Genomic DNA, 24,171 nt, shown 5'->3' with positions numbered 1-24,171 from the left:
GTCGGAAGTCGAGCGCGATTCCCCGCTCGTGACGTGGTGTCGCCAGGTCTTGTGAGTTGAGTTCACAGGAGTCCGCTCGCTGTTCGGGTCGAGTCGGTGGTGGTGGCGTGGAGCCAGTCCTCGAGCACGTCGGCGGTGCGGGCGGGTTGGTCTTCGGCGATGTAGGTATAGCTATCGGCGATGGTCATCAGTGGCGCATCGAGTCGGATGGCGAACCGGCGCGCGTGGTCGAGTGGGAAGACAGGGTCCTCGGCCGCCCACGCCAGCAGCACCGGTTTGTCGAAGCGTGTGGCGAGCTCCTCGGCCGCGGCACGACTGAATCGCGCCGACACGCTGCCGATCGCTTTGCGGCCGTCCACCCGGATCGCCGGATCGTTCAGTACCGGGCGGATGTAGCTGTTCATCACCCGCCCGTTGATCGGATACTTGGCCAGTCGGCCGTACGTGTTTCGCCATCGCCAGGTTCGGCGCACCCGCAGCACCTGATACAGCGCCCGATAACTGGCCGGATGCGCCGCGGTGGCTTTGAGCAACCCGAATCCGCCGGGCGTCGGCGGCCATGTGCAGTCGGGTGTCTCGCAGTCAGTGAGCACCAGCCGGGCCAGCCGATCGGGGTGTCGGGCGGCAGCGATCTGGCTGTAGGCGCCGCCGGAGTCGTTGCCAACCAGGGTGACCGCACGCAAGTCGAGCGCCTCGAGGAATTCCGCGATCATCCCGGCGATCCCGATCGGTGTCAGGTTCGCTTCGCGGCGCATCGGAATCAGGTGTGATCCCAGCGGCCAATCCGGTGTCAGGCAGCGGAATTCGTTGGTAAGCAACGGCACGAGCTTGCGCCAGATGTTCGCGTTGACCAGATATCCGTGCACGAATACCAGCACCGGTCCGGACCCTGCATCGTGGTACACCACGGTGCCTGAGGACAAGTCGACTTCGCGACGCTCCCCGAGGGACGGGGCGCGCCAGGTAGTGTCGCTCATCGGCGCCTACGCTGCATACGTCGTCGCACCGACAGCGGCGCGATTCCGGATCGCCACCACGCCGCCCAAGCGCGTGGCCGCAGCGCGACGGTGCGCGCCAGCGGCGCCGAATCGAAGAACGACTCTCGCCGCCGCAGCCGTCCGTCGTTGTCCACTCGCAGCACGTCCACCGCCTGCCAGGTGAACGGCTCACCGCCCAGAGTGGCGCGAAAGCGGACATGAATGAAGAGTGTCTCGTCGTGGCCTGCCCACTCCAGCACGTCCCCGCGCAAGTCCGGCAGTAGTTGCAATAGCCGTTCGGCTTCGCCCCACCAGGATGCGGGGCCGCGTCCGTCGCGCAACATCGGTTGTATCAATTCGACATCCGGGTCGAGCAGGTCATCCCACGAGTGCGGCCCCGGTTCGTCCCATCCGGCGGCAAACAGTTTCAGCACCCGTTCGTGCACCACAGGCCAGTCGGTCACCGTCTTCTCCTTCGTAGCACAACGAGCCCGGGTTCTTGCAATCATTACAACAAGTGTCTGACTAAGCTAACAGCCTGGTCGACTTCTTGCAATGACTACAAGACTGGAGCTTCGGTGGATCCACGAAAGCGGCGCACGATCGACGCGTTGATGCACGCTGCCCGGGAAATCTTCAGCGAACAACCGATGGATACCGTCACCGTGGAGCAGATCGCCGAACGCGCCGGTGTGGCCGTCAGCTCGATCTACAACCACTTCGGATCCAAGGCAGGCCTGCATGCGGCCGTCGTCCAATGCGCGCTCGACGTCGACCGGCACTACATGGACAACGCCTACACCGCGGACCGTGGACCGCTCGAACAGCTCTACGCCGCGGCCGAGGAATACCTGCAGTTCTATTTGAGCAACCCGCAATACTTCCGGATGCTCGCCTTCCCCAGCGCGCCCGGCCGATACGCGGCAGGCAAAGATCTCTCCGACCGACTCGCCCGTTCGGTCGACGAGCAGAACAACCGCATGGTTCAGGCTCTGGACCGCGGTATCGACGAAGGGCATATTCGCCCCATCGACCCGGTCGAGGTGGCCACCATCCTCTGGTCGGCCTGGAACGGAATCATCAGCCTCGCTTGGCGGCCGGACCGTCTGCGCCGCGACGAAACCGAACTACGCCAGTTGCTGAAAACCACAACCGAGATCATCGCCAACGGCCTCCTCTTCCGGGACACCTAGCTGAGCGACGCTGGTCAACGGAGTATGTTCACGGTTGAGACCCGGCGCCGATCGGACAGTCCGCGCTATCCATCCAGGTCGGAAAAGACTGCGCGCAGGATTCGGTGATGCCGCAGTCGTGCCGGATCGTATGAGGCTGGGGAACTGCGCGGCGAAAGTTCTTCAGCCCCCGACGTCCATCGAATCGGTTCGGACGGAGCTGATCCGCTCCTGTTGGCGACCGCCGAACGGATCCAGCGAGTGCTGGCCGTCGCGAACCCGAGTCACCCGTCTTCGGCTGATTCCGTGCCCCTCTCGTTCACCATGGCCGGTATACGGGCGATCATGCCGATGCGGCGACGATGTCCGACATATGCGGGCCGGCATCCGTGACAAACTGGAGGAGGCCTTGTCGGGTGGCCAGCGAGAGTGCTGGGGCCAGTATGGTTTTCGCGTCGTCGATTCGATGTGCCTCCCAGAGGCAGCAGGCATATAGCAATTGTCCCTGTGCCAGGGCCCGTGGACGGGACTGGGTTTCGATCTCCCGCATCATGTGATCGGCTCGGGCGCACGCTTCTTCGATGCGGGTGGGGGAGTGTTCGGCTAACAGCAGCCGGATCGCGGAGTCCTGTTCGAGTTCGGCGATACCGGCTCGGATCCTGTTGTCCTGCTTGCGGTACAGCGGCAAATGTGTGAGGTGGGTACGAACATCATCCGGGATCGGCAGGCCGATGCGAATATGTTCATTGACAATTCGTGCGGCCAGGCGGGGCAGTGCTGCATCCTCGGCGATCCTCCAGCCCTCGGCGAGGAGCTTCTGGGCGAGGGAGGGATCACCGCGGAGCGCCGCGAGCCGCGCCCCGGTACCGTAGGTGGCCGACAGGAAATCCACCGGTCCGCCCTGCCGGCCGAGTCTGGCACTGGAGTTCAACAGTTGTTCGGCTTCGGCGAGGCGTCCCTGTTCGTATCGCAGCGCCCCCAACAGCGCGCCCGCCAAGATCGAGGAATGGGTTGGCGCGCCTGAGCGCCGCGCCATCGACACGGCATCCTCGAAATGTTCCTCGGCCCTGGTGATGTCGAGTTGTTCATAGGCAGCCAGACCTGCGACGCAGTAGTTGTGTGTCATGCCGAACGTGCGACCGCGATGGTAGGGAGCCGCCCGCTGGTGCCATTGGAGAGCTGCCGCGAAGTCGAACCGGTTCAACGCATCGGTGGCGGCCAGTGTGGCTCCGTTGTTCGCGACGAACGGCGCGGCTGCATCGTCGATATGTTCGGCCACCAGCTTCGGCAGGCCGTCGAAGCGGTCGGTCACGTACTCCTCGACACAGGTCACCAAGGCCGCCTCGACGCGTAGCGCGGTCACCTCCTCGGCTGGTACCGCACCGGAATCCAGTGCCGCGAGAACGTTCTTCAACGCAGTCCGAGTCCGCTGCCGGCGTTGCAGGCCGAGATTCGCCCACGCGACACACAGCTGCAGTCGTGGCCGTGATTCGGTGAGGCTGCCAGGCAGTTTCGCCATCATCCCGAGGAAAGTGGCCATACGGGAACGCTCGATGAGGTCGAGGGCGCGGGCTTCGACCAGATCCACCGCACGCTGTGGATCACCGGCGGACATGGCGTGATCGACTGCGTCGGTGAGCATCTCATGTTCGGCGAACCAGGCGGACGCTCGCCGATGCAGTTGTGCGAGCCGGTCTGGGTCGGAGCGGACGAGCCTGCGCTGCAGGTACTCGGCGAAGAGGTGGTGGTAGCGGAACCATTCGTCGTCCTCGTCCAGGCGGTACAGGAACAGGTTGCGGTCGGCGACCTGTTCGAGCATTTCCTGGCTGTCGGCCCGATCGGAGAGGAGAGTGGCGAGGTCGGCGCGCACCTTGCCGGTGATCGAGGTCGACAGCAGGAAGTCGAGCAGTTGTGGTTCGAGTGCGTCGAGAACGTTCTCGGCGAGGTACTCACCGATGACGTGGTGGCGGCCGGTGAGGCGATCGATGAACGCGGACGGATCGTTGCGCCCGCGCAGCGACAGGGATGCCAATTGGAGTGCGGCAGGCCATCCCTCGGTCGACTCCTGTAGACGGGTCACATCCGCGGCGCTCAGTAGCAGACCGTTGTCGATAAGGAAGGCAGTCGTTTCAGCAGCATCGAAACGTAATGCGGTGACGTCGATCTCGACGAGTTCGTCGCGCACCAGCATTCGGGTGAGCGGCAGCCCGGCCCGGGTACGGCTGGCGACCACGACCCACAGGTGGTGGCAGCCGTGCTCCAGCAGAAACTCCAAAGCGGCACGGGTGGCGTCGCTGGTCACTCGATGCCAGTCGTCGATCACCAGCACCATTGCCTGGCCACTGTCATGGATTTCGTCGATCAGCGTGCAGAGCACGTATCGCGTGGTGTCCGACGATCGTTCCTCGAGCAGTGCACCCAGTTCGCGGGCGAGTTCCGGCCGCACGCGCCGGATCGCCTCCACGAGGTGGGCGAGGAACCAGACGGCGTTGTCGTCGTCGGAGTCGGCGGTCAGCCAAGCCATCGGCGCGCCGTCGGATTCCAGTCGGCGCCCCCACTGGAGGGCCAGCGTGGTCTTGCCGAAACCGGCCGGGCCATGGATCACCGTCAGTCGCCGTTGCTCGCCGTGGCGAAGGATGTCCAGGATGCGCGTGCGCTCGATCAGCGTCCGCGGTGTGCTCGGCGGCCGGAACTTCGTCGCGGCGATCGGCGGCACCGGTGGCGTCACCGAGCCGGGGGAGTGGGCAGGCAACACCGATAGTGCCGCCCTCCGCTCCATCTCGGCGACGGGCGTATCCGGCGGCACGGCCATGGCGTCGACGGCCTGCCCGCAGTTGCGTTGTACCTCCCGCAGTTGTTCGCCGAACTCGACCGCGGTGGCGGGGCGATCTGTGGGCTTGGCCGCCATCGCGGCCTCAACGGCCTCGCACACCGCATGCGGGATGCCGTATGCGTGCAGGTCCGGGACCGATCCCGTGGCGATGCGGGCGAGCTGGACTTCCAACTGTTCGCCGGTGCGCCGGGCGAACGCGGCACGTCCGGTGAGCAGACTGAACAATGTCGCGCCGAGGCCGTAGATGTCCGAGGCCGCGGTGGGCGCCGCGCCGCCGAGGACCTCGGGTGCCGTGAACGCGGGTGTGCCCTGGATGATCTGCAGGGACGAGGTCGTCGCCTCGCCGAATTGGGCGATACCGAAGTCCGCCAGGTGGGGTTCGCCGTAATCGGTGAGCAAGATGTTGCCCGGCTTCAGGTCACGGTGCACGATGCCGATCGCGTGTGCGGCAGCAAGAGCCCCAGCCATCTTGACGCCCACCGAAAGCACCTCGGGCCAGCGCAGCGGGCCGGTCTTGTGGAGCACCTGTTCCAGCGAGCCGCGGGCGTGGTAGGGCATCACGATGTAGGGGCGGCCGGTGGGGGTGATGTCGGCCTGCAGCACCTGCAGGATGTGCGGGTGGCCGGACAAGCGACCGAGTGCGCGTTGTTCGCGCACGAATTGCTCGCGCTCGTCGCCGCGGACCTCCGACGTCAGGACCTTGACGGCGACGTGGCGTTCCAGGGCGTACTGATAACAGCAGTAGACCACGCCGAATCCGCCGCGGCCGATCTCCCCGGCATCGCCGAGGCCGGCCGCCGCCAGTTCTGCTGCGATACCGAGGGGCAGATCCCGTTGGGTCGCTAAGTCGTCGCACTCCGCCATCGCGCGCCCGCAGACATTGTCAGGGGGCCGGCAATCGGCGCAAGCCGGAGTCGGCAGTTCGGCCCTGCGAAGTTATTGTCGAGCTGTCGAACCATGCGATCACCTCCGCGGCAGGACAAGCATCCCGAGCCGTCGACCAACGATAACCCGGTATCGCCGCGGGGTAACCGCGGATGGCCCAGAGACGCGACTTGCCGTTGACGATTGTGCTGGTCTGTGCCGAGGTAACCGGTCGATGTGTCAAACGTAGCGGGCATGGCCCCCGGGTCGACGACAGTGCCGATTGTCCGCTCGTCGATCTGCTTATGGCAGCAGCTTTCGCATGGAAGGGTAGTCCTCGGACCGGTCGCCTCGCCGGTGCTCGTCTTACTGCTCGGCCGTGTGCGAGAGGGAGCCGATGATGACTGCCAAATCGTCGGTACTGGCACGGGCGCTCGTGGTGCTCGAAGCGTTCGACAGGTCGCATCTGGTGCTCAAGTTGTCCGAACTGGCCGAGCGCACCGGGCTGCCGCAAACCACGGTCTACCGACATGTGGTCGATCTCGTACGCTGGGGCGCGCTCGACCGAGCACCGGGCGGCGGATACCAGATCGGTCTGCGGATGGTGGCAATCGCGTCCTTTTGCCCGCGGGGCCGTCCGCTGCGCGACGTAGCACTTCCATTCATGGAAGACCTCTACGAGGCGACCCACCAGAACGTGCAGCTGGCGGTCCCCGACGGCACCGACGTCGTGTATGTCGAGTTCCTCGCGGCGCGGGAGGCCGTATTCGTGCGCACTCAGGTGGGGGCGCGCTGGCCGATGCACGCGACCGGTGTGGGACTGGCCATCCTCGCATACTCGCCCGCCGACGTTGTAGCCGAGATGTTCGCCCGGCCACTTGCGGTATTCACCCCGAAGACGATCAGCACGCCCGACCAACTGCGTCGGGCGCTGGCCGAAGTGCGCCGCATCGGCGTCGCGATCAGTGAGGGCCAGGTCACGTTGGAGGGTTATTCGGTCGCAGCACCCATCTTCGGCCCAGGCGGCGAGGTCGTCGCGGCGGTCTCGATCGTCGTGCCGGTGAGCGATTCCCGCCGTGCCGCCTGGGCGCCTGCGGTACGCACCGCGGCCAACGGGATCAGCAGGCAGTTGGGTGGGCGGTGAACCGACTTCCGTCCAGCGGAAGTGTGTCTTGGCTCACGCATCCGGACACCACACGATGTGGATCACAACGCACCGTTCGGTGCCCAGCTCAGGAGTTTCCCGATGAGTCCGACGACCCAGATTATCCGTAACCAGTGGTATGTGGCCGCGTATGGTCATGAGGTCGGCCGCGAGCTGCTCGCCCGAACCATCTGCAACGAGCCGCTGGTGTTCTACCGCGCCGAGGACGGTAGTGCGGTAGCGCTGGCCGACCGCTGCATCCACCGACGCTACCCGTTGTCGAAGTCGCAGCTGGTCGACGGTGACCGGATTGTCTGCGGCTACCACGGTTTCACCTACGACCGCACCGGAACCTGCGTCGCGGTGCCCGCGCAGCAGCGCATTCCGCGCAGCGCCCGGGTGGCCTCCTACCCTGTGGTGGAAGAGGATTCGTTCATCTGGGTATGGATCGGCGACCGCGAGTACGCTGATCCAGCGACGATTCCGCGCGCACCATGGTTGACCCGGGACGGATGGACCACGATCCGCGGCCTGGAGACGATCCAGGGTCGGCATGCCCTGCTGATGGACAACCTGATGGACCTGTCGCACGAAACCTATCTGCACGGAGGCTACATCGGCACGCCTGAAGTGGCCGACACGCCGATCACCACGGAGGTCGACGAGACAGCCGGGGTAGTGCGGGTGAGCAGACATATCGATGACGCCGAAAGCCCACCGTTCTATGCCAGCTCGACCGGCGTACACGGCAGAATCACGCGCTGGCAGGACATCGAATTTTCCCCGCCATGCCTCTACCGGCTGCACAGTCGAGTCGCGCGACAGGGCCACTATCCGCCGGACGGCTATATCCCCGGCTACGATGCCGCCGCTGATCCAGGCGCCTTCCATGTCGAGATCGTCTACGCGCTGACCCCTGAGACAGCGCACTCGGTGCACGACTTCTGGGCCGTGGCACGCGACTTCGCGACAGACGACCAGTGGGTCACCGATTACCTCTACGCCAACAATCACATAGTCGTCATGCAGGACGTCGTCGCGCTGAATCTGGTGGAGGAGGTCCTCGCCGAAGAGGAAAGAAACGGCGGTGCCTACCAGGAATTGTCGATCAACATCGACACCGGCGCTCTGGCGGCGCGGCGGCTCATCGCGAAACTCGCCCAAGCCGAAGCAAGCCGGACATGAATGTCCGCTACCGGGTGGAGTGGCACCCGGGAATCGACCAGCTACTGGGCGTATGTCATTGCGGTGCAACGCATGTCGCCGACACCCCGACCGAGGTCTGGCGGTGGTTACTCGCCCACCCCGCCGGCCACACCAGCCACCTTCCCGATCCGCCCCCCGTCAAGCTGACCGGAGTCCGGGCATGAACACTGAACCGACATGGTCGGTCACTGTCGCCGATATCCGCGGCATAGCCGACAACGTTGTCGAACTCACCCTGGTGGGGGCCGACGGTCAGATCCCGAAATGGGAATCGGGCGCACACATCGACCTCATCCTCGGCCCGGACATGGTTCGCCAGTATTCACTCTGCGGTGATTCGGACGACCGCAACACCCTGACCATCGCCGTCCTGCGCGAACAGGTGAGCCGAGGTGGCTCGGCATATGTGCACGAACACCTTTCGGCAGGCGACACACTGCGGATCCGCGGACCACGCAACAACTTTCCGCTGCACGACGCAGAACGCTACCGATTTATCGCGGGAGGTATCGGCATCACGCCGCTACTGCCTATGATCCGCACCGTCGCCCGCCGGGGGGCCGCGTGGACTCTGCATTACGGCGGTCGAACCCGCGGCAGCATGGCCTACCTGCCCGAACTGTCGGCGCTCGGCGATCTTCGCGTACACACCGAGGATGAGACCGGCCGGATGAATCTCGACACGATTTTGGCACCCGACCCCGGCACTCTCGTGTATTGCTGCGGTCCAGAATCGCTACTCAGCACCGTCGAAGAACGGTGCGCCACCACGTGGCCGGCGGGTGCGCTGCACGTCGAGCGATTCGCACCGAAGCCCGTTGCCCATGCCGCGGCCGACAGCGAGTTCGAGGTCGAATGCGCGCAATCCGGTGTGACCGTCCTGGTTCCGGCGGGCATCTCGATCCTCGAAGCCGTCGAGCAGGCAGGCATATCCGCGCTCTCCTCCTGTCGGGAGGGTACCTGCGGCACCTGCGAAACCGTCGTCCTCGACGGACTCCCTGACCATCGCGACAGCCTATTGGACGCGAAGGACACCGATCTGATGATGATCTGCCGGTCCCGTGCCCGGACACCCAGGCTTGTCCTCGACCTGTAGACCCGACCACCAGGACGGCTCGAGCACATCCCCCCTCGCGAAAGGTTTCACCATCATGCCCATTGTCCATGTCTCCGGTACGGATGTGCACTACTCGAGCTCAGGTTCCGGTCCCGGGTTGGTCCTCGTCCACGGCAGCAGTATGAGCGCCGAGTCGAACTTCGGACATCTGCTGACCGCGTTCACCGACCGCTACACCGTCCTGACACCCGACTACGCTGGCAGCGGCAAGACCACTGAACCTGACGGCGGACCGACGCTGGAGCTGCTGGTCGACCAGATCGTCGCGGTCATCGACCAGGCGAGCACCGGCCCAGTCGACCTCTTGGGCTTCTCACTGGGTGCTGTCGTCGCGGCGGCGCTCGCCGCACGTCGTCCCGATCTCGTGCGAAGACTGGTGTTGGTGGCGGGCTGGTCGACCAGCGAAGACCCCCGAACGCAGCTGGTTCTGCAGACGTGGGCGGCCTCGCTGACCGCTGAAGCCGATATTGCCTCGGGGGTCGGTCCTCTTTTGGCATTCAGCCCGGCGTTTCTGAGCCAGCTCGGTCACGAGGGACTGGCTGGGCTGCGGTCGGTGCGACCGGAACCGGGCACACTCGGCCAGATCGCCATCAACCGGGATGTCGACATTCGCGACGAGTTACGCCGCATCACAGCTCCGACCCTCGTGGTCGGCTGCACCCAGGACCAGTTGGTTCCCGTTCAACACACCCGCGACCTGCACGCCGCGATCCAGCACAGCCGATACGCCGAGATCGACAGCGGCCATGTGGTGTTCTTCGAGAAACCGACCGAGCTTACCGCGCTGGTGCGGGCATTCCTGGATGCCGATCAGGCGGCCGACTAGGACTGCGAAGGCTCCTCTGGCTGCGCGAAATCCGCACGGGGTCCAGGTACCGTCCACGTCCATGCGGTTTCGCCGGGACATGGTGTCGTGATGGCGAGGGCCGCCGCGTGGTTGGCGAGCTGCTCGGAAAGCAGTCCGGGGTCGGCACGGCCTGTCGCCGAGTATGCTGCGGCATCCGTTTTTTCCTTGACCGTCACGACGAGATCGGTATCGAGCGTGGCCTGCAGGGCGATTTCCGTGGCCGTTGCGCGGCGGATGATCACGGTCATCAGGTGCCGTATGGCGTCGTAGACAGCGGCGGTGAGGGTTTCGTCGATCGTGTCGAGTTGCCCGGTGAAGGAAACTTCGGAGTGGGCTGCCAGCGTCTCGGCGGTCTCGCTGATCAGTTCCAGCAACTGTGCCCGAAACCCGCTGTCCTCGGATCGCGGGTCGAGTTCGTTGATGGTGTAGCGGATCTGGTTGATCACAGTGTCGAGTTCGGTGACTGCGTCGTCGAGGCGGTGGATAACAGCCGGTCGCCGGGCGAGCGACCGTATTCCGCTCAGCTGCAGGCTGATCGAAAACAACCGGTGAATCACCGTGCGATGCAATTCGATTGCTATGCGTTCACGCTCTCCGGCGATCCGCACCGTCCGCAGGCGGGCTTCGGCGAGCCGCAGATTTACCAGGTTATCCGCGCGAGCGTGAAGTTCGCTGAGCGGGAACGGTTTCGGCAGGTAGTCGTTGGCGCCGGCCCGCAGCAGCGCCAGCCGCGACTGGTCGTCGGCGCGGGCGCTCAGTATCAGCACCGGCGTGTTCGCCAGCACCGGGTCGGCCCGCACCTCGGCGAGCAACTGATCTCCGCTCAACCGCGGCATCATGATGTCGCAGATAATCAGGTCCGGACAGCTCGACCTCGCCAGCTCCAGCCCGGACCGGCCGTCGAAGGCCGCGAGCACGCGGTAGGGTCCGGACAATGTCTGCCGGATCATAGCGTTGAGGTCGGCGTTGTCTTCGACAACCACTACCACCGGCCTGGACGGCGGAGCGGCCACGGATCGCCCTGGCACCGCGTCCGTCATGGAAGTCAGTTCCGCAATCGCTTCGACCGGATCGCGGAGCTGTCGCTCCAGCGCGGTGTCCGGGGGCACCGCGCGGACCGGAGTGCCCGCAGGCGCGGTCCGAGGCAGGTCCACGATCACCATCGCCCCGCCCTCCGGCGCAGTGGTGATGCCGACTTCACCTCGGTGCAGCCGGACAAGATCGCGGACGATGCTCAAACCCAGGCCGGTGCCGCCGACGGTGCGGGTGGGTCCGCCATCGATTTGCCGGAACCGGTCGAATACCACCGACCGCTTCTCCGCCGGTATTCCGGGACCGCTGTCGGCGACCTCGATGATCAGTCGATCATCTCGACCCGCGTACACCGAACAGCGCACCACGCCGCCCGACTCGGTGAATTTGAACGCGTTGGACAGCAAATTCACCAGTATCCGCTGCAGGTGCTCGGGATCGATGGTGGCAGTGATCGGCTGCCGGGCATCGACGGTGAATCCGACCCCGCGATCGACAGCCAAAGATTCGAAGTGGGCCGAGCTGAGCCGAGCCAGCTCGGCAACGTCTACGCGAGCGTAATCGGGCTGGACTCCGCCGGCCTCGAGCTTGGACGCGTCCAGCAGATTGTTGACTTGCCCGACCAGCATCCGTGCATTGCGAATGATCAGCTCGAGGTCTGCGCGGTTCGAGCTGTCGTCGGTAGTCGCGTCCAACAGTTTCTGCGCGGGCGCCAGGATCAACATCAGGGGAGTGCGCAGTTCATGGCTTACGTTTGCGAAGAATTGGCTTTTGAGTTCGTCGAGCTCCTTGGTACGCGCATACAGATCGGCCAGTTCGGCGTTGGCCTCCTTGAGCTGGCGGCTGGCCTCGGCCACCTCGTGCGCGCGGGCGAAGACCTCCTGTTCCATCTGCCGTGTCGTGGCGCGCAGTGCGGCGGCCTCCCGCCGCTGAGCTGCGCCGGAGGCCTGCAGTCGCATGAACTCGGTGACGTCCTCGACACGATGGATGATGTAGCACAGCTCGCCGGACGAGTCGATGATCGGGGAGTTGGACGGGCTCCAGAATTTCTCCTCGAACGTTCCGTCGGGGCGCCGGATGTCGTAGCGCTGCACAGGCATCGCATCGGTGACCCGATCGCGCAGCACCCGTTCGAGCGACACCCGAAGGTTCCGCACTCCTTCGGCACGCGCGTCCTCGGGGTTGTCGGGAAAGACCTCGAATATGCCCCGCCCGAGAATCCGCGCGCGTTCGGTCATAGTCGCCCGCGCATAAGCGTCGGTCACCGCCACGATGCGCAGGTCCGGATCGAGAATTAGATACAGCCCCGGCGTCGATTCGAACAACCGACGGAAATCGACGACGTCGCTCATCAGGGGCCACCATCCCTTCTGCACCTAGAACGGATAGCGTTATTGTCTCTCGGTTCGGTGGAGGCATGGCCTCGATCGCGTGCCACTGCGTGGCCATCGGGGGTATGCCGAGGCCGCAGACCGGCACCAGGGACATCTTCCGCGGGAGGAGCAATGATTTTCCGGCGATGGCCCTCGCAACCCGAGGAGGCAGCACATCGACCTCGACGCAGATTGCTGGGTTCGCCGGCTGGGACTGGAGCACCGTGACCGGATCGAGCGGTCCGCGCGTTACACGCCAGGCGACAGATCACCAGTTGCGCGCGCCGGACCGGCCAGCCGATACCGGCCGGTGCGATCGACAGCGGTACGGCTGACCTGGAGACGAAGGTGACCCCGGCGCTGCATCCTCATCGCCTTTACCCACCACAGCGCTGTCGGTGCGAGCGCGCACACAACCGCGACAACGATGACAACGGTCATCGGCACATCTCCTACCTGGTTCCCAGCCGACATCGACGGCCGCGACCCGCGCCTGCAGGGAGCAACCGGACTTGCCCGAGTATGGCGACTGGTGTTCGCGACCAAGGGGGCCGGCGTTCTCACCGACCGACATCACCGCCTCGAGCAGACCACCGGGCTTTGCCGGCAACCACCAGCATCCTGGACCGGCACCACTGCCGCGGGGGCCGAAGGTCCATACATTTAGTCACCGAAGTCATACGAGCAGCAACACATGATCAGTTCACATTGCCCACACAGTCCGCTCCCGACGCCCGTGGCCACCTCACAGCAACAACACCGCCCCCGGCCTGCGGCTGGCCCGATCGGTTACTTTTCGGCGAAGTAGCGGTGCACCATTTGGGCGATGCAGACGGGTTTATCGGAGCTTTCGCGTTCCATGGTGGCGTCGACGGTGACTTGGACGCCGCCGCCGCCGAGGTCTGTTACGTCGGCGAGGGTGGCGCTGAGCCGGACTTTGGATCCGGCGGGGACGGGCGCGGGGAAGCGGACCTTGTTGAGGCCGTAGTTGATCGCCATGCCGCGATGTTCGATCACGAGGATCTCCGACCAGAGCGGGATGAGCAGTGACAATGTCAGATAGCCGTGGGCGATGGTGCCTTGGAAGGGGCCGGCCTTCGCGCGTTCGACGTCGGTGTGGATCCACTGTTCGTCATGGGTGGCTTTGGCGAACATGTCGATGTCGCTCTGGGGGATTTCGATCCAGTCGCTGCTGCCGAGGTCGGCGCCGACGAGGTCGATCAGGTCGGTGGGCTGGCTGACGGTAGTGGTCATGACGGTCACTTTCTTTGCCGGTCAGGGCGCGGGTTGTAGATTCTGTCGGGCAGCGTCGCGGAGCCCGAGCCGCTGGATCTTGCCGCTCGCGTTGCGTGGCAGGTTTTCCCGGTAGACGAAATACCTGGGAATCTTGTATCGGGCGAGGTTTGCCTCGAGGTGCGCGCGAATCGTGTGTTCGTCAGCGGCGTGGCCGGGACGTGCCACGATGAACGCCAACCCGACTTCGCCCCATTGCTCGTCAGGAACGGCGACGACGGCGCATTCGGTGATGCTGTCGAGCTGGGTGATGACGGCTTCGACTTCAGCCGGGTAGATGTTCTCGCCGCCGGAAATGATGATGTCCTTGACGCGGTCGACGATGTAAGCCCAACCGTCATCGTCGATGCGCACGATGTCGCCGGTGCGAAACCATCCGTCGATGAATGCCTCTCGGGTGGCTTCGGGGCGGTGCCAGTACCCGGCGAAGACATGGGGGCCCCGGACGAGGAGCTCGCCTCGACCAGGGCCGTCGATGATTTCGCCGTCGCCGGTCAGCAAGGCGACGTCGGTGAAGAAGTGGGGGACCCCGACCGAGAGGGGATGCGCGTTTGCCCCGTGTCTCAGGGTCATGAACACACCGGGGGCCGCCTCGGTCATGCCGTAGCCCTGCAGCACCTGGATTCCCCGCGCGAGCCACGCTGTGGCGACGCGTTCCACGACCGGGGAGCCGCCGAACGCGACCACACGAATGCTGGACAGATCGGCATCGGCCCATTCGGGAAGTTCGCATACCATCTGCAGCATGGTGGGCGCGAGTGGGAATGCCGTGGCCTTCTCCCGTTCGATGGTGGCGAGGAAGTCGCTCGGCTCGAACTTGGGGATGACGATTACTGTGCCGCCGGCATACAAGGTGGGTAACGTGATCTGGCCTAACCCGAGGACGTGGAACAAGGGAGCCGAGCAGAGGCTGACGTCTTCGCGGCTGAGGCTGAAGTGAGCGAACTGGGCCAACGTGTTCCAGGTGATGTTCCCGTGGGTGAGCACGGCGCCTTTGGGTCGGCCGGTGGTTCCCGACGTGTAGAGGATCAGCGCGGGATCGTCGAGCCCGACTGGCGCAACAGACGGTGTGCTTCCGATGTGCTCGCTGAGCGCGCGCTCGTATCTGCTGCTGTCGCCGTTCGCCCGGAGTCGCAGCAGGCGCGGTGGCCTAGCGGTGTGCGAGATCGCGTCGGCGCCGATCGCTTCGCTGGCTGGGGCGACGACCAACACGATGGGGTCGCTGTCGTCGAGCATGTAGCCGATCTCGCGTGCGGCGAGACGCGTGTTCAAGGCGACGAATATCGCACCGAGACGCGTAGTGGCGAAAAGAGTTTCGAAGGTCGCGATGTCGTTGGGTCCGAGGTATGCGACGCGGTCGCCTTTGCCGACCCCGAGTTCGGCAAGGGCACATGCGAGTGCGTCGGTGCGCTCGGCCAGACCCGCGTAGTCGAGGTGGCGTTCGCCCTGGACGAGGGCGAGCGCGTGCGGTTCCATGCGAGCGCGGCGACGTGGCCAGGAGCCGATTCCTTGATCGATCATGGCACTGTCAACCCCAATGCGGTGATGGCGTTTTCACGCAGGATCAGTGGTCGGATCTCATCTTTGATGTCGAGCTGGTCGAAATCCCTCATCCAGCGGTCCGGTGAGATCAGCGGAAAGTCGGAGCCGAACAATACTTTCCGTCCGAGCAGGCTGTTCGCGTACTTGATCAATTGCGCAGGAAAGTATTTCGGTGACCAACCGGACAGGTCGATGTAGACCTTCGGTTTGTGCGTCGCCACGGCCAACGCTTCGTCCTGCCACGGAAACGACGGGTGGGCGATGATGATGGTGAGGTCAGGAAAGTCGACCGCCACGTCATCCAGCAGCATCGGGTTGGAGTACTTGAGCCTGATGCCGCCGCCGCCGGGAAGACCGGATCCGATACCGGTCTGTCCAGAGTGGAAAAGGGCAGGGACACCGAGTTCGCTGATGGTTTCGTACAGCGGGTACACGGCACGATCGTTGGGCCAGAACGCTTGCAGGCTCGGGTGGAACTTGAAGCCCCGCACGCCGTGCTCGGTGACCAATCGTCGCGCTTCCCGGACTGCGACTTTGCCTTTGGCCGGATCGATGCTCCCGAACGGGATGAGAACGTCGTCGTGCTCGGCGGCGGCGGCGGCGATGTCGTCGTTGCTGAGCCGGCGGTGGCCGAGCGCGGATTCGGCGTCGACGGTGAACACGACCGCGGCCATCCGGCGCTGCCGGTAGTAGGCGGCCATGTCGTCGAGGGTCGGAGGTCCGGACTCGGCGCCGAAGTACTTGTCGGCGCCTGCGCGCAGGTCGTCGGGAAGCGAGTAGTGACCGCAACCGTCGGTTTCCGCGTGGGTGTGCACGTCTATCGCGACGAGATTGTCCAGGTCGAGGTTCATACTGTGCCCTCCTCGTGGCCCTGCGTGGTTACGCAAGCTGCCGCCTCCGGGCCCGTACCGCTCATGCTGTGTCGTTTGTGGCATGAGCGGGGGCCCTGCGTGGTTACGCAAGCTGCCGCCTCCGGGCCCGTACCGCTCATGCTGTGTCGTTTGTGGCATGAGCGGGGGCCCTGCGTGGTTACGCAAGCTGCCGCCTCCGGGCCCGTACCGCTCATGCCGGCTTCTTCTGGGTCGTCGGGATCTTGGGCAGCGGAATTCCGTAGGTTTCGAGCTGTTCGCCGATGGAGGAGTCGAACGCCTCGGCGATCGCCTCGGCGGTCCAACCGCCGTCGAGGAATGCGCTGCGGATCTCGCTCGGGTGCGACCAGAGTGAGAGGCGGTCACCGCCGATACCGATGCACTGGCCGGTGATGCCGGCGGATTCGTCGGACGCGAGGAACACGATCAAGCCGGCAACGTCTTCGGGGCCACCGAACGAAGCCGCCCGCCGAACGACGGACGGAATTGGTTCGCCCTGTTTCAGTTCTTGGACGTAAGGGGCGAGAAATGGGATGGTTTCGGTCATCGCGGTGGCCGCGTTGGGTATGACGGCGTTGACGGTGATGCCGGCTTTCGCGCACTCCATGGCCCAGGTGCGTGCCATGGCGGCGATGCCCGCTTTGGCGGCGGCGTAGTTGGTTTGACCGAAGTTGCCGCGCTGGCCGGCGGGCGAGCCGGCCAGCACCACGCGACCGCCGTGTCCGGCCGCACGGAAATGTTTGACGGCTTCCCGTACGCACGTGAACGTGCCACGGAGGTGCACGTGAATGACGGCGTCGAAGTCGTCGTCGGACATGTTCCACAGCACCTTGTCCCGCAGGATGCCGGCGTTGGTGACGATCGCGTCGAGTCGCCCGAACGTATCGACGGCGTGATCGACGAGCGTCTGCGCGGCTTCGGTGGTGCCCACGGCAACGGGAACAGCGAGAGCGCGACCACCGGCTTCGGCGATCTCGGCGGCGGCCTTCTCGGCCCGATCCTCGGCGACATCGTTGACCACGACGGCGGCGCCGGCTTCGGCCAACGCCCTGGCGTAGGCCAGGCCGAGACCTTGACCACTGCCGGTGACGATCGCGACTTTGCCAGTGAGATCCATGGGGTTCCTTCCGGAAGGGTTAGACGTGGAGGTCAGAAGGTGAGGACGGGTTTGATCGTCTTGCCGGACGCCATGTCCTGCGCTGCTTGTCCGATATCTTCGAAGGGGTAGCGGGTGATGAGTCGGTCGACCGGCAATCTGCCGCTACGGACGAGGGCGACGAGCGCGGGTATCACGGTCTGGGTTTCGCCGTCGCCGAGGGTGAGACCGATCACCTTTCGGCCGGGGAGCATGGCGTTCACGTCGAGGGCGACTTCGGATCCGAACGGTGGCGCGCCGACGATGACGAGGGTGCCGCGCGGGGCGAGGACGTCGGCGCCCGTGCGCAGCACGCTGAGACTGCCGGTGGTTTCCACGACCCCGTCGGCACCGGCTGCACCGGTGATCTCCCCCACCGCGCTCGCGACGTCCGTGTCGTCGGCATCGATGACATGGGTAGCGCCGAGCTCGCGGGCGAGCTCGAGGCGTTCGGCGACCCTGTCGACGGCGACGATCGTGGTTGCCGGCGATAGCGCGGCTGCCATCACCGCCGACAGTCCGACCGCGCCCGCGCCGAGGACCACGATGTTTGCGCCGGGTCGTGGTTGGAGCACGTTCCAGACAGCACCGACTCCCGTCTGGATGCCGCACCCGAGCGGGGCAACCGACTCCAGCGGCACGTCGGGGGCGATCTTGACCATGCTGCGTTCGTCGACCAGCGCGTGCCTGCTGAACGAGGACTGGCCGAAGAAATGCGCGCCAACGGGTACGCCGCCGCGTGTGATGGTGTGGCTGCCGTCGGTGCGGACGCCGCCGATCAGGTTGAGTGGCAGCCAGGATGCGCAATAAGCGGGATGCCCATCGTGACAGTTTCCGCACCGTCCGCACGAGGTGAAAGACAGGATTACGTGGTCGCCGGGTACCACGGAAGTGACCGAGGATCCGACGCGTTCGACGATTCCGGCACCTTCGTGGCCGAGTACGCCGGGTAGTGGGAAGGGCAACCCGCCGCTCGCGACGCCGAGGTCGGTGTGGCACAGTCCGGCCGCTACTATCCGCACGATCGCTTCGTCGGGTCGTGGTTCGTCGAGCTCGACATCGACGAGGGTGAAGGGCGCTCCGCCGCTCGCTACGACGGCAGCCGTGGTGGTGGTCATGACGGGATTCCTTTGCGGCCGGTCGGCTCAGTCGAGTGAGACGACGACGGATTTGACCTTGGTGTAGGAGGCGAGCGCTTCCGGTCCGTATTCGCGGCCGAATCCGGAGTCTTTGACACCGCCGAACGGGATCGCGGGATCGAGCATGGCCCAGTCGTTGACCCAGACGATCCCGGCCTGCAGCTTGTCGGCGACGCGATGCGCTCGGGCCAGATCGGTGGTCTGCAGGCCGGACGCGAGGCCGTAGGGTGTGCAGTTGGCCATGTCGATCGCTTCGTCTTCGGTGTCGAACGGCTGCACGGTAAGGATGGGGCCGAAAATCTCTTCCTGCACGACGCGGGAGTCGTTGGCGAGGTCGGCGATGACGGTGGGCTTGTAGTAATAGCCGCCGTTCAGATCGATTCGCTCGCCACCACAGATAACGCGGCCGCCTTCCTGGCGTGCGAGTGCGACGTACTCTTCGACCTTTTTCACATGCCGGTCGGCGGCCATCGGGCCGACAGCTGTTTCCGGATCCCTCGGATCGCCGACCGGGACCTCGGGGACGGCGTCGGCGAGGATCCTGACGATCGTGTCGTAGAGCGGTCGCGCGACCAGCAGGCGCGGCCCGCCCATGCAGAACTGACCGGTGTTGAACACGAAGCCCTTGATGATCGCGCCGATCGCTTTCTCCACGTCGGCGTCTTCGAAGACAATGTGCGCGGCGTTGCCGCCCAGCTCCATCGTGACCGGCTTCAGCGCCTCCCCGGCGACGCTCGCGGCGTGCCGACCGATGGACGTCGAGCCGGTGAAGGCGATCTTGTCCACCCCGGGGTGTTTCAGGAGGGCCTCCCCGATCACCGAACCCGAGCCGGTCACGACGTTGACAACTCCGGCAGGTATACCGGCCTGCTCGAACAGGCTTGCCATGAACAATGCGCTGAGGGGGGTGTCCTCCGCAGGCTTGTGCACCACGACGTTTCCGGCCGCCAAGGCCGGAGCGATCTTGGAAGTGGAGAGGATCAGCGGAAAGTTGAACGGGGTGATCGCCGCGACCACACCCAACGGCTCCCGGCGGGTATAGGCGAACGCATTGAGCGGGACTTTGCGGGTGGCGCCGTCGAGGGTCTGCGCCAGTGCCGCGCAGTACTCGTACTGTTCGGCGGTCGTTACCACGTCGACCTGACGGCACAACGTGACCGGCTTGCCGACGTCCAGGCTCTCCAGTCGCACGATCTCGTCGGCGTTCTCGCGCACCAGGTCGGCGACGCGGTGCAGAATGCCGGCGCGTTCACGCCCGCTCAATCCAGCCCACTCGCCGCGCACGAACGCGTCCTGGGCGGCGGCGACCGCCGCGTCGGCGTCGGCGACATCGGCGTCGGCGACGGTGCCGATCACTCGCCCGGTAGACGGATCGATAACGTCGGTGCGGCCACCCGAGTCCGAGTCGCGCCATTGCCCACCGATGAATAGTTGACCGTGAATATTGTTGTCGAACATGGTATTTCGATCCATTTTCTACAAGTTGCGACTGCGGCGGCGGCTGTGCCGAACCTCGGGCCTGCCGGCGTGCGGATGCCGTTGGCGTCTTGGTGAGGTCCGATCGATAGCTAAGGCTATATTGACAGGAAACCTGATGGTTTATGTGATAGAAGCCACTATGCACTATCAGCAGGATTCCTGTCAATCGTCTGTCGTCGCCTTGTCGGAAGTGCCGCGACGCGTCCGGGTCGACCCTCCTCATCGACAGGATTCCTGTTAATAGTTTATCCTCGACTCGTCGAACGTTCCGGTTCGATGCCCGCGACGGTGTGGGGTGGACCCGAGGGGTGTTCATGACGGTGTCGGCTACGGACCTGTCGGCCGGCCAGTACGGCGTCGGCCGTGCTTCACTGCTGTACGCGGTGAAACGGGTCGAACTCGCGGTGCGGGCCCATCTCGACGAGCTGCTGCGCCCGTTCGGAATCACCGCGCTGCAGTACACCGCCTTGACCGTGCTCGAACGTCACGAAGGGCTGCCCGCAGCGCAGCTGGCGCGGGATTCGTTCGTTACCGCGCAATCGATGGCGGACATGGTGCGCACGCTGGAAAAGGGCGGCCTTATTCGGCGGGAACGAAACTCACACAATCGGCGTGAGCTGCTGATCCACCTGACCGATGCTGGACGGCAACTACTCGCCGATGTCGCCGACCAGGTGGCCGAGCTCGAACAGCGAATGGTCAGCAGCCTCTCGCCCGAGGAAGCAGAAGATTTCCGTCTGGCTCTGACCCGTGCGTGGCACGCATTGTCCTGACCGCCACATCGAGGCGCGATGTCACACGCTTGGGCGACCCGTGCCGCGGTCGCCTGGCGCGACGGTCGCACGCAGCTACTGCGGCGTCCCGGCCGCAAATCACGGTTTCGCACTGGTCGGATCGCTGCTGACAACCGAAAACCAGATCTGATCTTCGACCGAAGGAACTCTTGCCATGGCTCAGCCCAGCGTTGTCCGGACCGGCATCGGCATCGTCGGCGCCGGCCCAGCCGGACTGATGCTGTCGCACCTGCTCGCCCTGTCCGGCATCGACTCGATCGCGGTCGACACCCGCACCCGTACCGAGATCGAACACACCCATCGCGCCGGCATCCTCGAACCGGATAGCGTCCGAATGCTTGTCGACAGCGGTGTCTCCGACCGCGTTCTCACCGAGGGGCACGAACACAAAGGAATCGACCTGCGCTTCGATGGAATCAGTTACCGCATCGACTTCCAATCCCTCGTCGGCGCGTCGACGTGGCTCTACCCTCAAACGGACGTCTTCATCGATCTGGCCAACGCACGAAACCGCGACGAAGGCGACATTCGTTTCGGCGTGACCGATACCCGAGTCATCGATATCACGAGTTCCACGCCGGGTATCCGCTTCACCGACGAAGACGGTGCCAGGCGAGAGATTCGCTGCGATTACCTCGTCGGCGCGGATGGATCCCGCGGCATCTGTCGCCACGAAGTACCGGAACCCCAACGGCAGCAATACTTTCGGGAATACCCGTTCGCGTGGTTCGGAATACTCGCCCACGCGCCGCGCAGTGCGGATGAACTCGTCTACGCACGTTCTGACCGCGGATTCGCCTTGATCAGTCAACGCACTGACACCGTTCAGCGGATGTATTTCCAGTGCGACGCAACCGAAGATGTCGGGCAATGGTCGGACGACCGAATATGGAATGAACTGCAGCACAGGCTCGCCGGTGAAGACGGGCTCCGCCTGGCCGAAGGCCCGATCATCGAGAAAGCGGTGTTGCCCTTCCGCAGCTTCGTTCAGGAACCGATGAGGTACGGACGCATGCTGCTCGCCGGCGACGCCGCTCACACCGTCCCGCCTACCGGTGCCAAAGGCCTGAACCTTGCCCTCGCCGACGTACATGTGCTCGCCGAGACACTGGAGTGCGCGATCTCGAAGAACGATGTCGACTCCCTGGACCAGTACACCGCGCGTGCACTCGAACGAGTCTGGAAAGCGCAGCACTTCTCGTACTGGATGACCACCATGCTGCACCGACTCGACAACGCCGCGGACTTCGACGACCGACGTCAACTGGGCGAACTACGCTCCGTCGTCGGGTCGGAAGCAGGCTCACGTTACCTCGCCGAGGCTTACACCGGATGGCCGGTTCGATGACGCGTTCGATTGTCGAGGTGAGCCCGTTGCCGTGAACGTCGTCATCGACGGGCCGCATGCGGGGCCGCGCGTCGTCTCGAGCGGTTCGCTGGGCAGCGATCTGCGGATGTGGGAGCGATCCTCCTGGGCGGCGCCGTGCTGGCACAGCTCGATCGACTGAGCGCGATGAAGCCGCAGCCCCGGTCATGATCGCGGTGCGGAGTTCCGCGCCGGGGGCATCCGCCGGGCCGGGCATACTCAGATGGGCTCGGAACAGTGCGGCACGGGGGTGCGTCTCGGCTCAATTCCGAGTCGGCCAATATGGGGCAGAGCGTGGTTCGTGAGCAAGCGCGGCGGGCCGATCGTCGACGTCGGTGATGCCGATGTGCAGGAGCAGCAGCATGGTGACCATGCTGACACCGACCATGAGCGGGGTCAGCAACTCTGCCGCACCTGCTCCCGTGGGCGAGTGCGGGTGCCCAGGCGACTGCGCATGCATCGCGAACATTCCTGTGTAGTGCATTCCGCATACGGCAACACCCATTACCAATGCCGCGCAGATGGTGACGAACACACCCCGAACGTGCAGAGCGAACCACAGTGCCGCCGTCGCCGCGACCACCGCGATCACCAATGACAGCGCCACCACTCGACCGTCGTAGTCGATGATCGCGTCGGACTTCATCGCGTACATGCCCGCATAGTGCATGGCAGCTACCCCGAGCCCGGTGATCGCGCCACCGGCGGGTAGGGAGAACGGCCGCCACGTCGTATTGTTCGCGATGAACAGGCCGAACCAGACCACCGCCATCGCGAGAACTGCACTCATCAGGGTGATCGGAACGTTGTAGCGAATAGCTGCGCCGTGGATGGAGAACCCGAGCATCGCGATGAAATGCATGACCCAGATGCCGGTACCACCGATGGCGACCGCCGCGGCGAGGAGCCAACCGCGGCTCCCTGCTTCCGCGCGGGCGGCACAGCGAAGCCCGAGCAGCGAACCGGTGACGGACATGATGTAGGCGATGGCAGGGGTTAGCCAGCCATAGCTGAAGTGGTCGATTTCTAGCATGCGAACTCCACGATCGAGGATCTTCAGCGAGCGTTGCTGACGGAGGCTACAGAGATACCAGCAGGTAGGCAATAAAGAGCATGATTATCCGTAAAAGTCGCAGTGCGTGCCGGACCCCTACCACTCGATGCGTCGACCGCTGCTGGCGAGTAGCGGCGGTCAGAGCGCACGACTCGATCGTCTGGAGGGCTGGAAACCATCAGAGCCGCCAGAAAACTCTCGGCTCACATGTCGAACAGGCCAACCCGCGCTGTGCCTCACACCGCATTGCCCCCGGTGGGATGTGTTGGGAAACCGATGGCCTCGGCCCGACAGGCGTGAAAGTCAGGCTCGAAGCCGCCGACCACGTCGTGGAAGTCCGGCATGCGATCGTCGACAGGAGTACATCAACATTCCTCCCGGCTACCAAAACTTCAGACGTGGCCGGGCTGAAAACCGCGCCGTACGGGGCCGTCTCGCCTTGGGTCGCGGCTCAGGCCTGCGATTATCGACCACTGTCGGGGGCTTTGTCGCAAGCGCGCCCGAGCATATCCGTCCGAGCGGGAAATGTAATCGATCGACATCATTCGACCCGCTCCCGCTCAACGGGATTGATCTCCCGCCGTGTCACGCACCCATGGTGGCGTCTGTTCGTGATCCCAAAGGCGGCGTAGAAACCCTGTTCCCCAACGCGATTCGGCAATACGCAGCTGATCGACGCGCGCATGGCGCCCTGCCGTCGTCACCTGGGTCGCACGGGAACCGCCGGGGGAGAATCGCAGGAATGTCCCGTCGAAAATGAGATCCAGAAGGCATCCAGCCCGAAATCGCACCCCGCAGGTCCACCAAAATCGGGCCAGTTCCGATCGTGTCGTGAGGGAATTATCGGATATTTGTAGAAATTGCCTGATTTATTGTTCTCGACTAAGCGGGCGAACGCCGTTTCGCCGAAGGCTCGGGCGGTATCGAATTCGCTT

At 64.7% G+C, this 24,171-nt stretch carries 20 protein-coding genes; 8 read left to right on the top strand and 12 right to left on the bottom strand.

Features of this window, described 5'->3' with window-relative positions; all coding sequences use genetic code 11:
- Positions 1 to 62 precede the first annotated feature (62 nt).
- Both OH799_RS08890 and OH799_RS08885 read right to left on the bottom strand, forming a co-directional pair.
- Entirely contained in the window at positions 63 to 977 is a 915-nt protein-coding gene (locus OH799_RS08890) for an alpha/beta fold hydrolase (RefSeq protein ID WP_406277738.1), read from the bottom strand.
- Positions 974 to 1,441, bottom strand: coding sequence for a nuclear transport factor 2 family protein (locus OH799_RS08885; RefSeq protein ID WP_406277735.1), 468 nt, complete (start codon positions 1,439 to 1,441; stop codon positions 974 to 976). Before OH799_RS08885 ends, OH799_RS08890 begins: the two co-directional genes overlap by 4 nt.
- Before the next feature lie 114 nt (positions 1,442 to 1,555).
- Here OH799_RS08885 and OH799_RS08880 point away from each other — a divergent pair, with 114 nt between their 5' ends.
- On the top strand, positions 1,556 to 2,170 hold the full coding sequence (locus tag OH799_RS08880; RefSeq protein ID WP_406277732.1) for a TetR/AcrR family transcriptional regulator: 615 nt from the start codon (positions 1,556 to 1,558) through the stop codon (positions 2,168 to 2,170).
- 322 nt (positions 2,171 to 2,492) lie between these two features.
- Here the strand turns inward: OH799_RS08880 and OH799_RS08875 are convergent, their stop codons facing one another.
- Positions 2,493 to 5,846 (bottom strand): protein kinase domain-containing protein, encoded by a 3,354-nt coding sequence (locus tag OH799_RS08875; RefSeq protein ID WP_406277729.1) that lies wholly within the window; start codon positions 5,844 to 5,846, stop codon positions 2,493 to 2,495.
- Between the two features lie 400 nt (positions 5,847 to 6,246).
- Here OH799_RS08875 and OH799_RS08870 point away from each other — a divergent pair, with 400 nt between their 5' ends.
- The 4 genes from OH799_RS08870 (at position 6,247) to OH799_RS08855 (ending at position 10,139) form a co-directional block, all read left to right on the top strand.
- A complete protein-coding gene (locus OH799_RS08870) occupies positions 6,247 to 6,990 on the top strand; it encodes an IclR family transcriptional regulator (RefSeq protein WP_406277725.1) in 744 nt (247 codons plus the stop codon).
- Positions 6,991 to 7,092: 102 nt separating this feature from the next.
- The gene (locus tag OH799_RS08865) at positions 7,093 to 8,175 is read left to right on the top strand and encodes a Rieske 2Fe-2S domain-containing protein (RefSeq protein WP_406277721.1); all 1,083 of its coding nucleotides are present in this window, start codon (positions 7,093 to 7,095) and stop codon (positions 8,173 to 8,175) included.
- A gap of 181 nt (positions 8,176 to 8,356) precedes the next feature.
- A complete protein-coding gene (locus OH799_RS08860) occupies positions 8,357 to 9,292 on the top strand; it encodes a PDR/VanB family oxidoreductase (RefSeq protein ID WP_406277718.1) in 936 nt (311 codons plus the stop codon).
- A 55-nt stretch (positions 9,293 to 9,347) separates the two neighbouring features.
- A complete protein-coding gene (locus OH799_RS08855; RefSeq protein WP_406277715.1) occupies positions 9,348 to 10,139 on the top strand; it encodes an alpha/beta fold hydrolase in 792 nt (263 codons plus the stop codon).
- Here the strand turns inward: OH799_RS08855 and OH799_RS08850 are convergent.
- From OH799_RS08850 to OH799_RS08815, 8 genes are all read right to left on the bottom strand, one after another.
- The gene (locus OH799_RS08850) at positions 10,136 to 12,544 is read right to left on the bottom strand and encodes an ATP-binding protein (protein WP_406277712.1); all 2,409 of its coding nucleotides are present in this window, start codon (positions 12,542 to 12,544) and stop codon (positions 10,136 to 10,138) included. The genes OH799_RS08855 and OH799_RS08850 overlap by 4 nt on opposite strands.
- 270 nt (positions 12,545 to 12,814) lie before the next feature.
- Positions 12,815 to 13,006, bottom strand: coding sequence for a hypothetical protein (locus OH799_RS08845; protein WP_406277709.1), 192 nt, complete (start codon positions 13,004 to 13,006; stop codon positions 12,815 to 12,817).
- A 348-nt stretch (positions 13,007 to 13,354) separates the two neighbouring features.
- Positions 13,355 to 13,819: a MaoC family dehydratase gene (locus OH799_RS08840; RefSeq protein ID WP_406277706.1), complete on the bottom strand. Its 465-nt coding sequence runs from the start codon at positions 13,817 to 13,819 to the stop codon at positions 13,355 to 13,357.
- Between the two features lie 21 nt (positions 13,820 to 13,840).
- Positions 13,841 to 15,379, bottom strand: coding sequence for an acyl-CoA synthetase (locus OH799_RS08835; protein WP_406277703.1), 1,539 nt, complete (start codon positions 15,377 to 15,379; stop codon positions 13,841 to 13,843).
- On the bottom strand, positions 15,376 to 16,251 hold the full coding sequence (locus OH799_RS08830; protein ID WP_406277700.1) for an amidohydrolase family protein: 876 nt from the start codon (positions 16,249 to 16,251) through the stop codon (positions 15,376 to 15,378). Before OH799_RS08830 ends, OH799_RS08835 begins: the two co-directional genes overlap by 4 nt.
- Positions 16,252 to 16,462: 211 nt before the next feature.
- Entirely contained in the window at positions 16,463 to 17,386 is a 924-nt protein-coding gene (locus OH799_RS08825; protein ID WP_406277697.1) for an SDR family NAD(P)-dependent oxidoreductase, read from the bottom strand.
- Positions 17,387 to 17,418: 32 nt separating this feature from the next.
- Entirely contained in the window at positions 17,419 to 18,522 is a 1,104-nt protein-coding gene (locus OH799_RS08820; RefSeq protein ID WP_406277694.1) for an NAD(P)-dependent alcohol dehydrogenase, read from the bottom strand.
- Between the two features lie 27 nt (positions 18,523 to 18,549).
- Positions 18,550 to 20,016: an aldehyde dehydrogenase family protein gene (locus tag OH799_RS08815; protein ID WP_406277691.1), complete on the bottom strand. Its 1,467-nt coding sequence runs from the start codon at positions 20,014 to 20,016 to the stop codon at positions 18,550 to 18,552.
- Between the two features lie 320 nt (positions 20,017 to 20,336).
- On the opposite strand from OH799_RS08815, the gene OH799_RS08810 reads away from it, so the two are divergent.
- The 3 genes from OH799_RS08810 to OH799_RS08800 all read left to right on the top strand — a co-directional run bounded on the left by OH799_RS08810 (position 20,337) and on the right by OH799_RS08800 (position 22,324).
- Positions 20,337 to 20,795, top strand: a complete 459-nt coding sequence (locus tag OH799_RS08810; RefSeq protein ID WP_406277688.1) for a MarR family winged helix-turn-helix transcriptional regulator — start codon at positions 20,337 to 20,339, stop codon at positions 20,793 to 20,795.
- A gap of 175 nt (positions 20,796 to 20,970) precedes the next feature.
- On the top strand, positions 20,971 to 22,164 hold the full coding sequence (locus OH799_RS08805; RefSeq protein ID WP_406277685.1) for a 4-hydroxybenzoate 3-monooxygenase: 1,194 nt from the start codon (positions 20,971 to 20,973) through the stop codon (positions 22,162 to 22,164).
- Between the two features lie 31 nt (positions 22,165 to 22,195).
- Positions 22,196 to 22,324, top strand: coding sequence for a hypothetical protein (locus OH799_RS08800; protein ID WP_406277682.1), 129 nt, complete (start codon positions 22,196 to 22,198; stop codon positions 22,322 to 22,324).
- 120 nt (positions 22,325 to 22,444) lie between these two features.
- Here the strand turns inward: OH799_RS08800 and OH799_RS08795 are convergent, their stop codons facing one another.
- Positions 22,445 to 23,215, bottom strand: a complete 771-nt coding sequence (locus OH799_RS08795) for an MHYT domain-containing protein (RefSeq protein ID WP_406277679.1) — start codon at positions 23,213 to 23,215, stop codon at positions 22,445 to 22,447.
- Positions 23,216 to 24,171 lie beyond the last annotated feature (956 nt).

This window comes from Nocardia sp. NBC_00881 (assembly GCF_045207455.1).
Taxonomy (GTDB): domain Bacteria; phylum Actinomycetota; class Actinomycetes; order Mycobacteriales; family Mycobacteriaceae; genus Nocardia.
The sequence above is the reverse complement of the archived record's forward strand: the minus strand, read 5'-3'. Positions and strand labels throughout refer to the sequence as shown.

Excerpts from the sequence above, each read along its gene's own strand:
- OH799_RS08890 (WP_406277738.1), bottom strand. The coding sequence starts at position 977 with ATGAGCGACACTACCTGGCGCGCCCCGTCCCTCGGGGAGCGTCGCGAA.
- OH799_RS08875 (WP_406277729.1), bottom strand. The coding sequence starts at position 5,846 with ATGGCGGAGTGCGACGACTTAGCGACCCAACGGGATCTGCCCCTCGGT.
- OH799_RS08870 (WP_406277725.1), top strand. The coding sequence starts at position 6,247 with ATGACTGCCAAATCGTCGGTACTGGCACGGGCGCTCGTGGTGCTCGAA.
- OH799_RS08865 (WP_406277721.1), top strand. The coding sequence starts at position 7,093 with ATGAGTCCGACGACCCAGATTATCCGTAACCAGTGGTATGTGGCCGCG.
- OH799_RS08860 (WP_406277718.1), top strand. The coding sequence starts at position 8,357 with ATGAACACTGAACCGACATGGTCGGTCACTGTCGCCGATATCCGCGGC.
- OH799_RS08855 (WP_406277715.1), top strand. The coding sequence starts at position 9,348 with ATGCCCATTGTCCATGTCTCCGGTACGGATGTGCACTACTCGAGCTCA.
- OH799_RS08850 (WP_406277712.1), bottom strand. The coding sequence starts at position 12,544 with ATGAGCGACGTCGTCGATTTCCGTCGGTTGTTCGAATCGACGCCGGGG.
- OH799_RS08845 (WP_406277709.1), bottom strand. The coding sequence starts at position 13,006 with ATGACCGTTGTCATCGTTGTCGCGGTTGTGTGCGCGCTCGCACCGACA.
- OH799_RS08840 (WP_406277706.1), bottom strand. The coding sequence starts at position 13,819 with ATGACCACTACCGTCAGCCAGCCCACCGACCTGATCGACCTCGTCGGC.
- OH799_RS08835 (WP_406277703.1), bottom strand. The coding sequence starts at position 15,379 with ATGATCGATCAAGGAATCGGCTCCTGGCCACGTCGCCGCGCTCGCATG.
- OH799_RS08830 (WP_406277700.1), bottom strand. The coding sequence starts at position 16,251 with ATGAACCTCGACCTGGACAATCTCGTCGCGATAGACGTGCACACCCAC.
- OH799_RS08825 (WP_406277697.1), bottom strand. The coding sequence starts at position 17,386 with ATGGATCTCACTGGCAAAGTCGCGATCGTCACCGGCAGTGGTCAAGGT.
- OH799_RS08820 (WP_406277694.1), bottom strand. The coding sequence starts at position 18,522 with ATGACCACCACCACGGCTGCCGTCGTAGCGAGCGGCGGAGCGCCCTTC.
- OH799_RS08815 (WP_406277691.1), bottom strand. The coding sequence starts at position 20,016 with ATGGATCGAAATACCATGTTCGACAACAATATTCACGGTCAACTATTC.
- OH799_RS08810 (WP_406277688.1), top strand. The coding sequence starts at position 20,337 with ATGACGGTGTCGGCTACGGACCTGTCGGCCGGCCAGTACGGCGTCGGC.
- OH799_RS08805 (WP_406277685.1), top strand. The coding sequence starts at position 20,971 with ATGGCTCAGCCCAGCGTTGTCCGGACCGGCATCGGCATCGTCGGCGCC.
- OH799_RS08795 (WP_406277679.1), bottom strand. The coding sequence starts at position 23,215 with ATGCTAGAAATCGACCACTTCAGCTATGGCTGGCTAACCCCTGCCATC.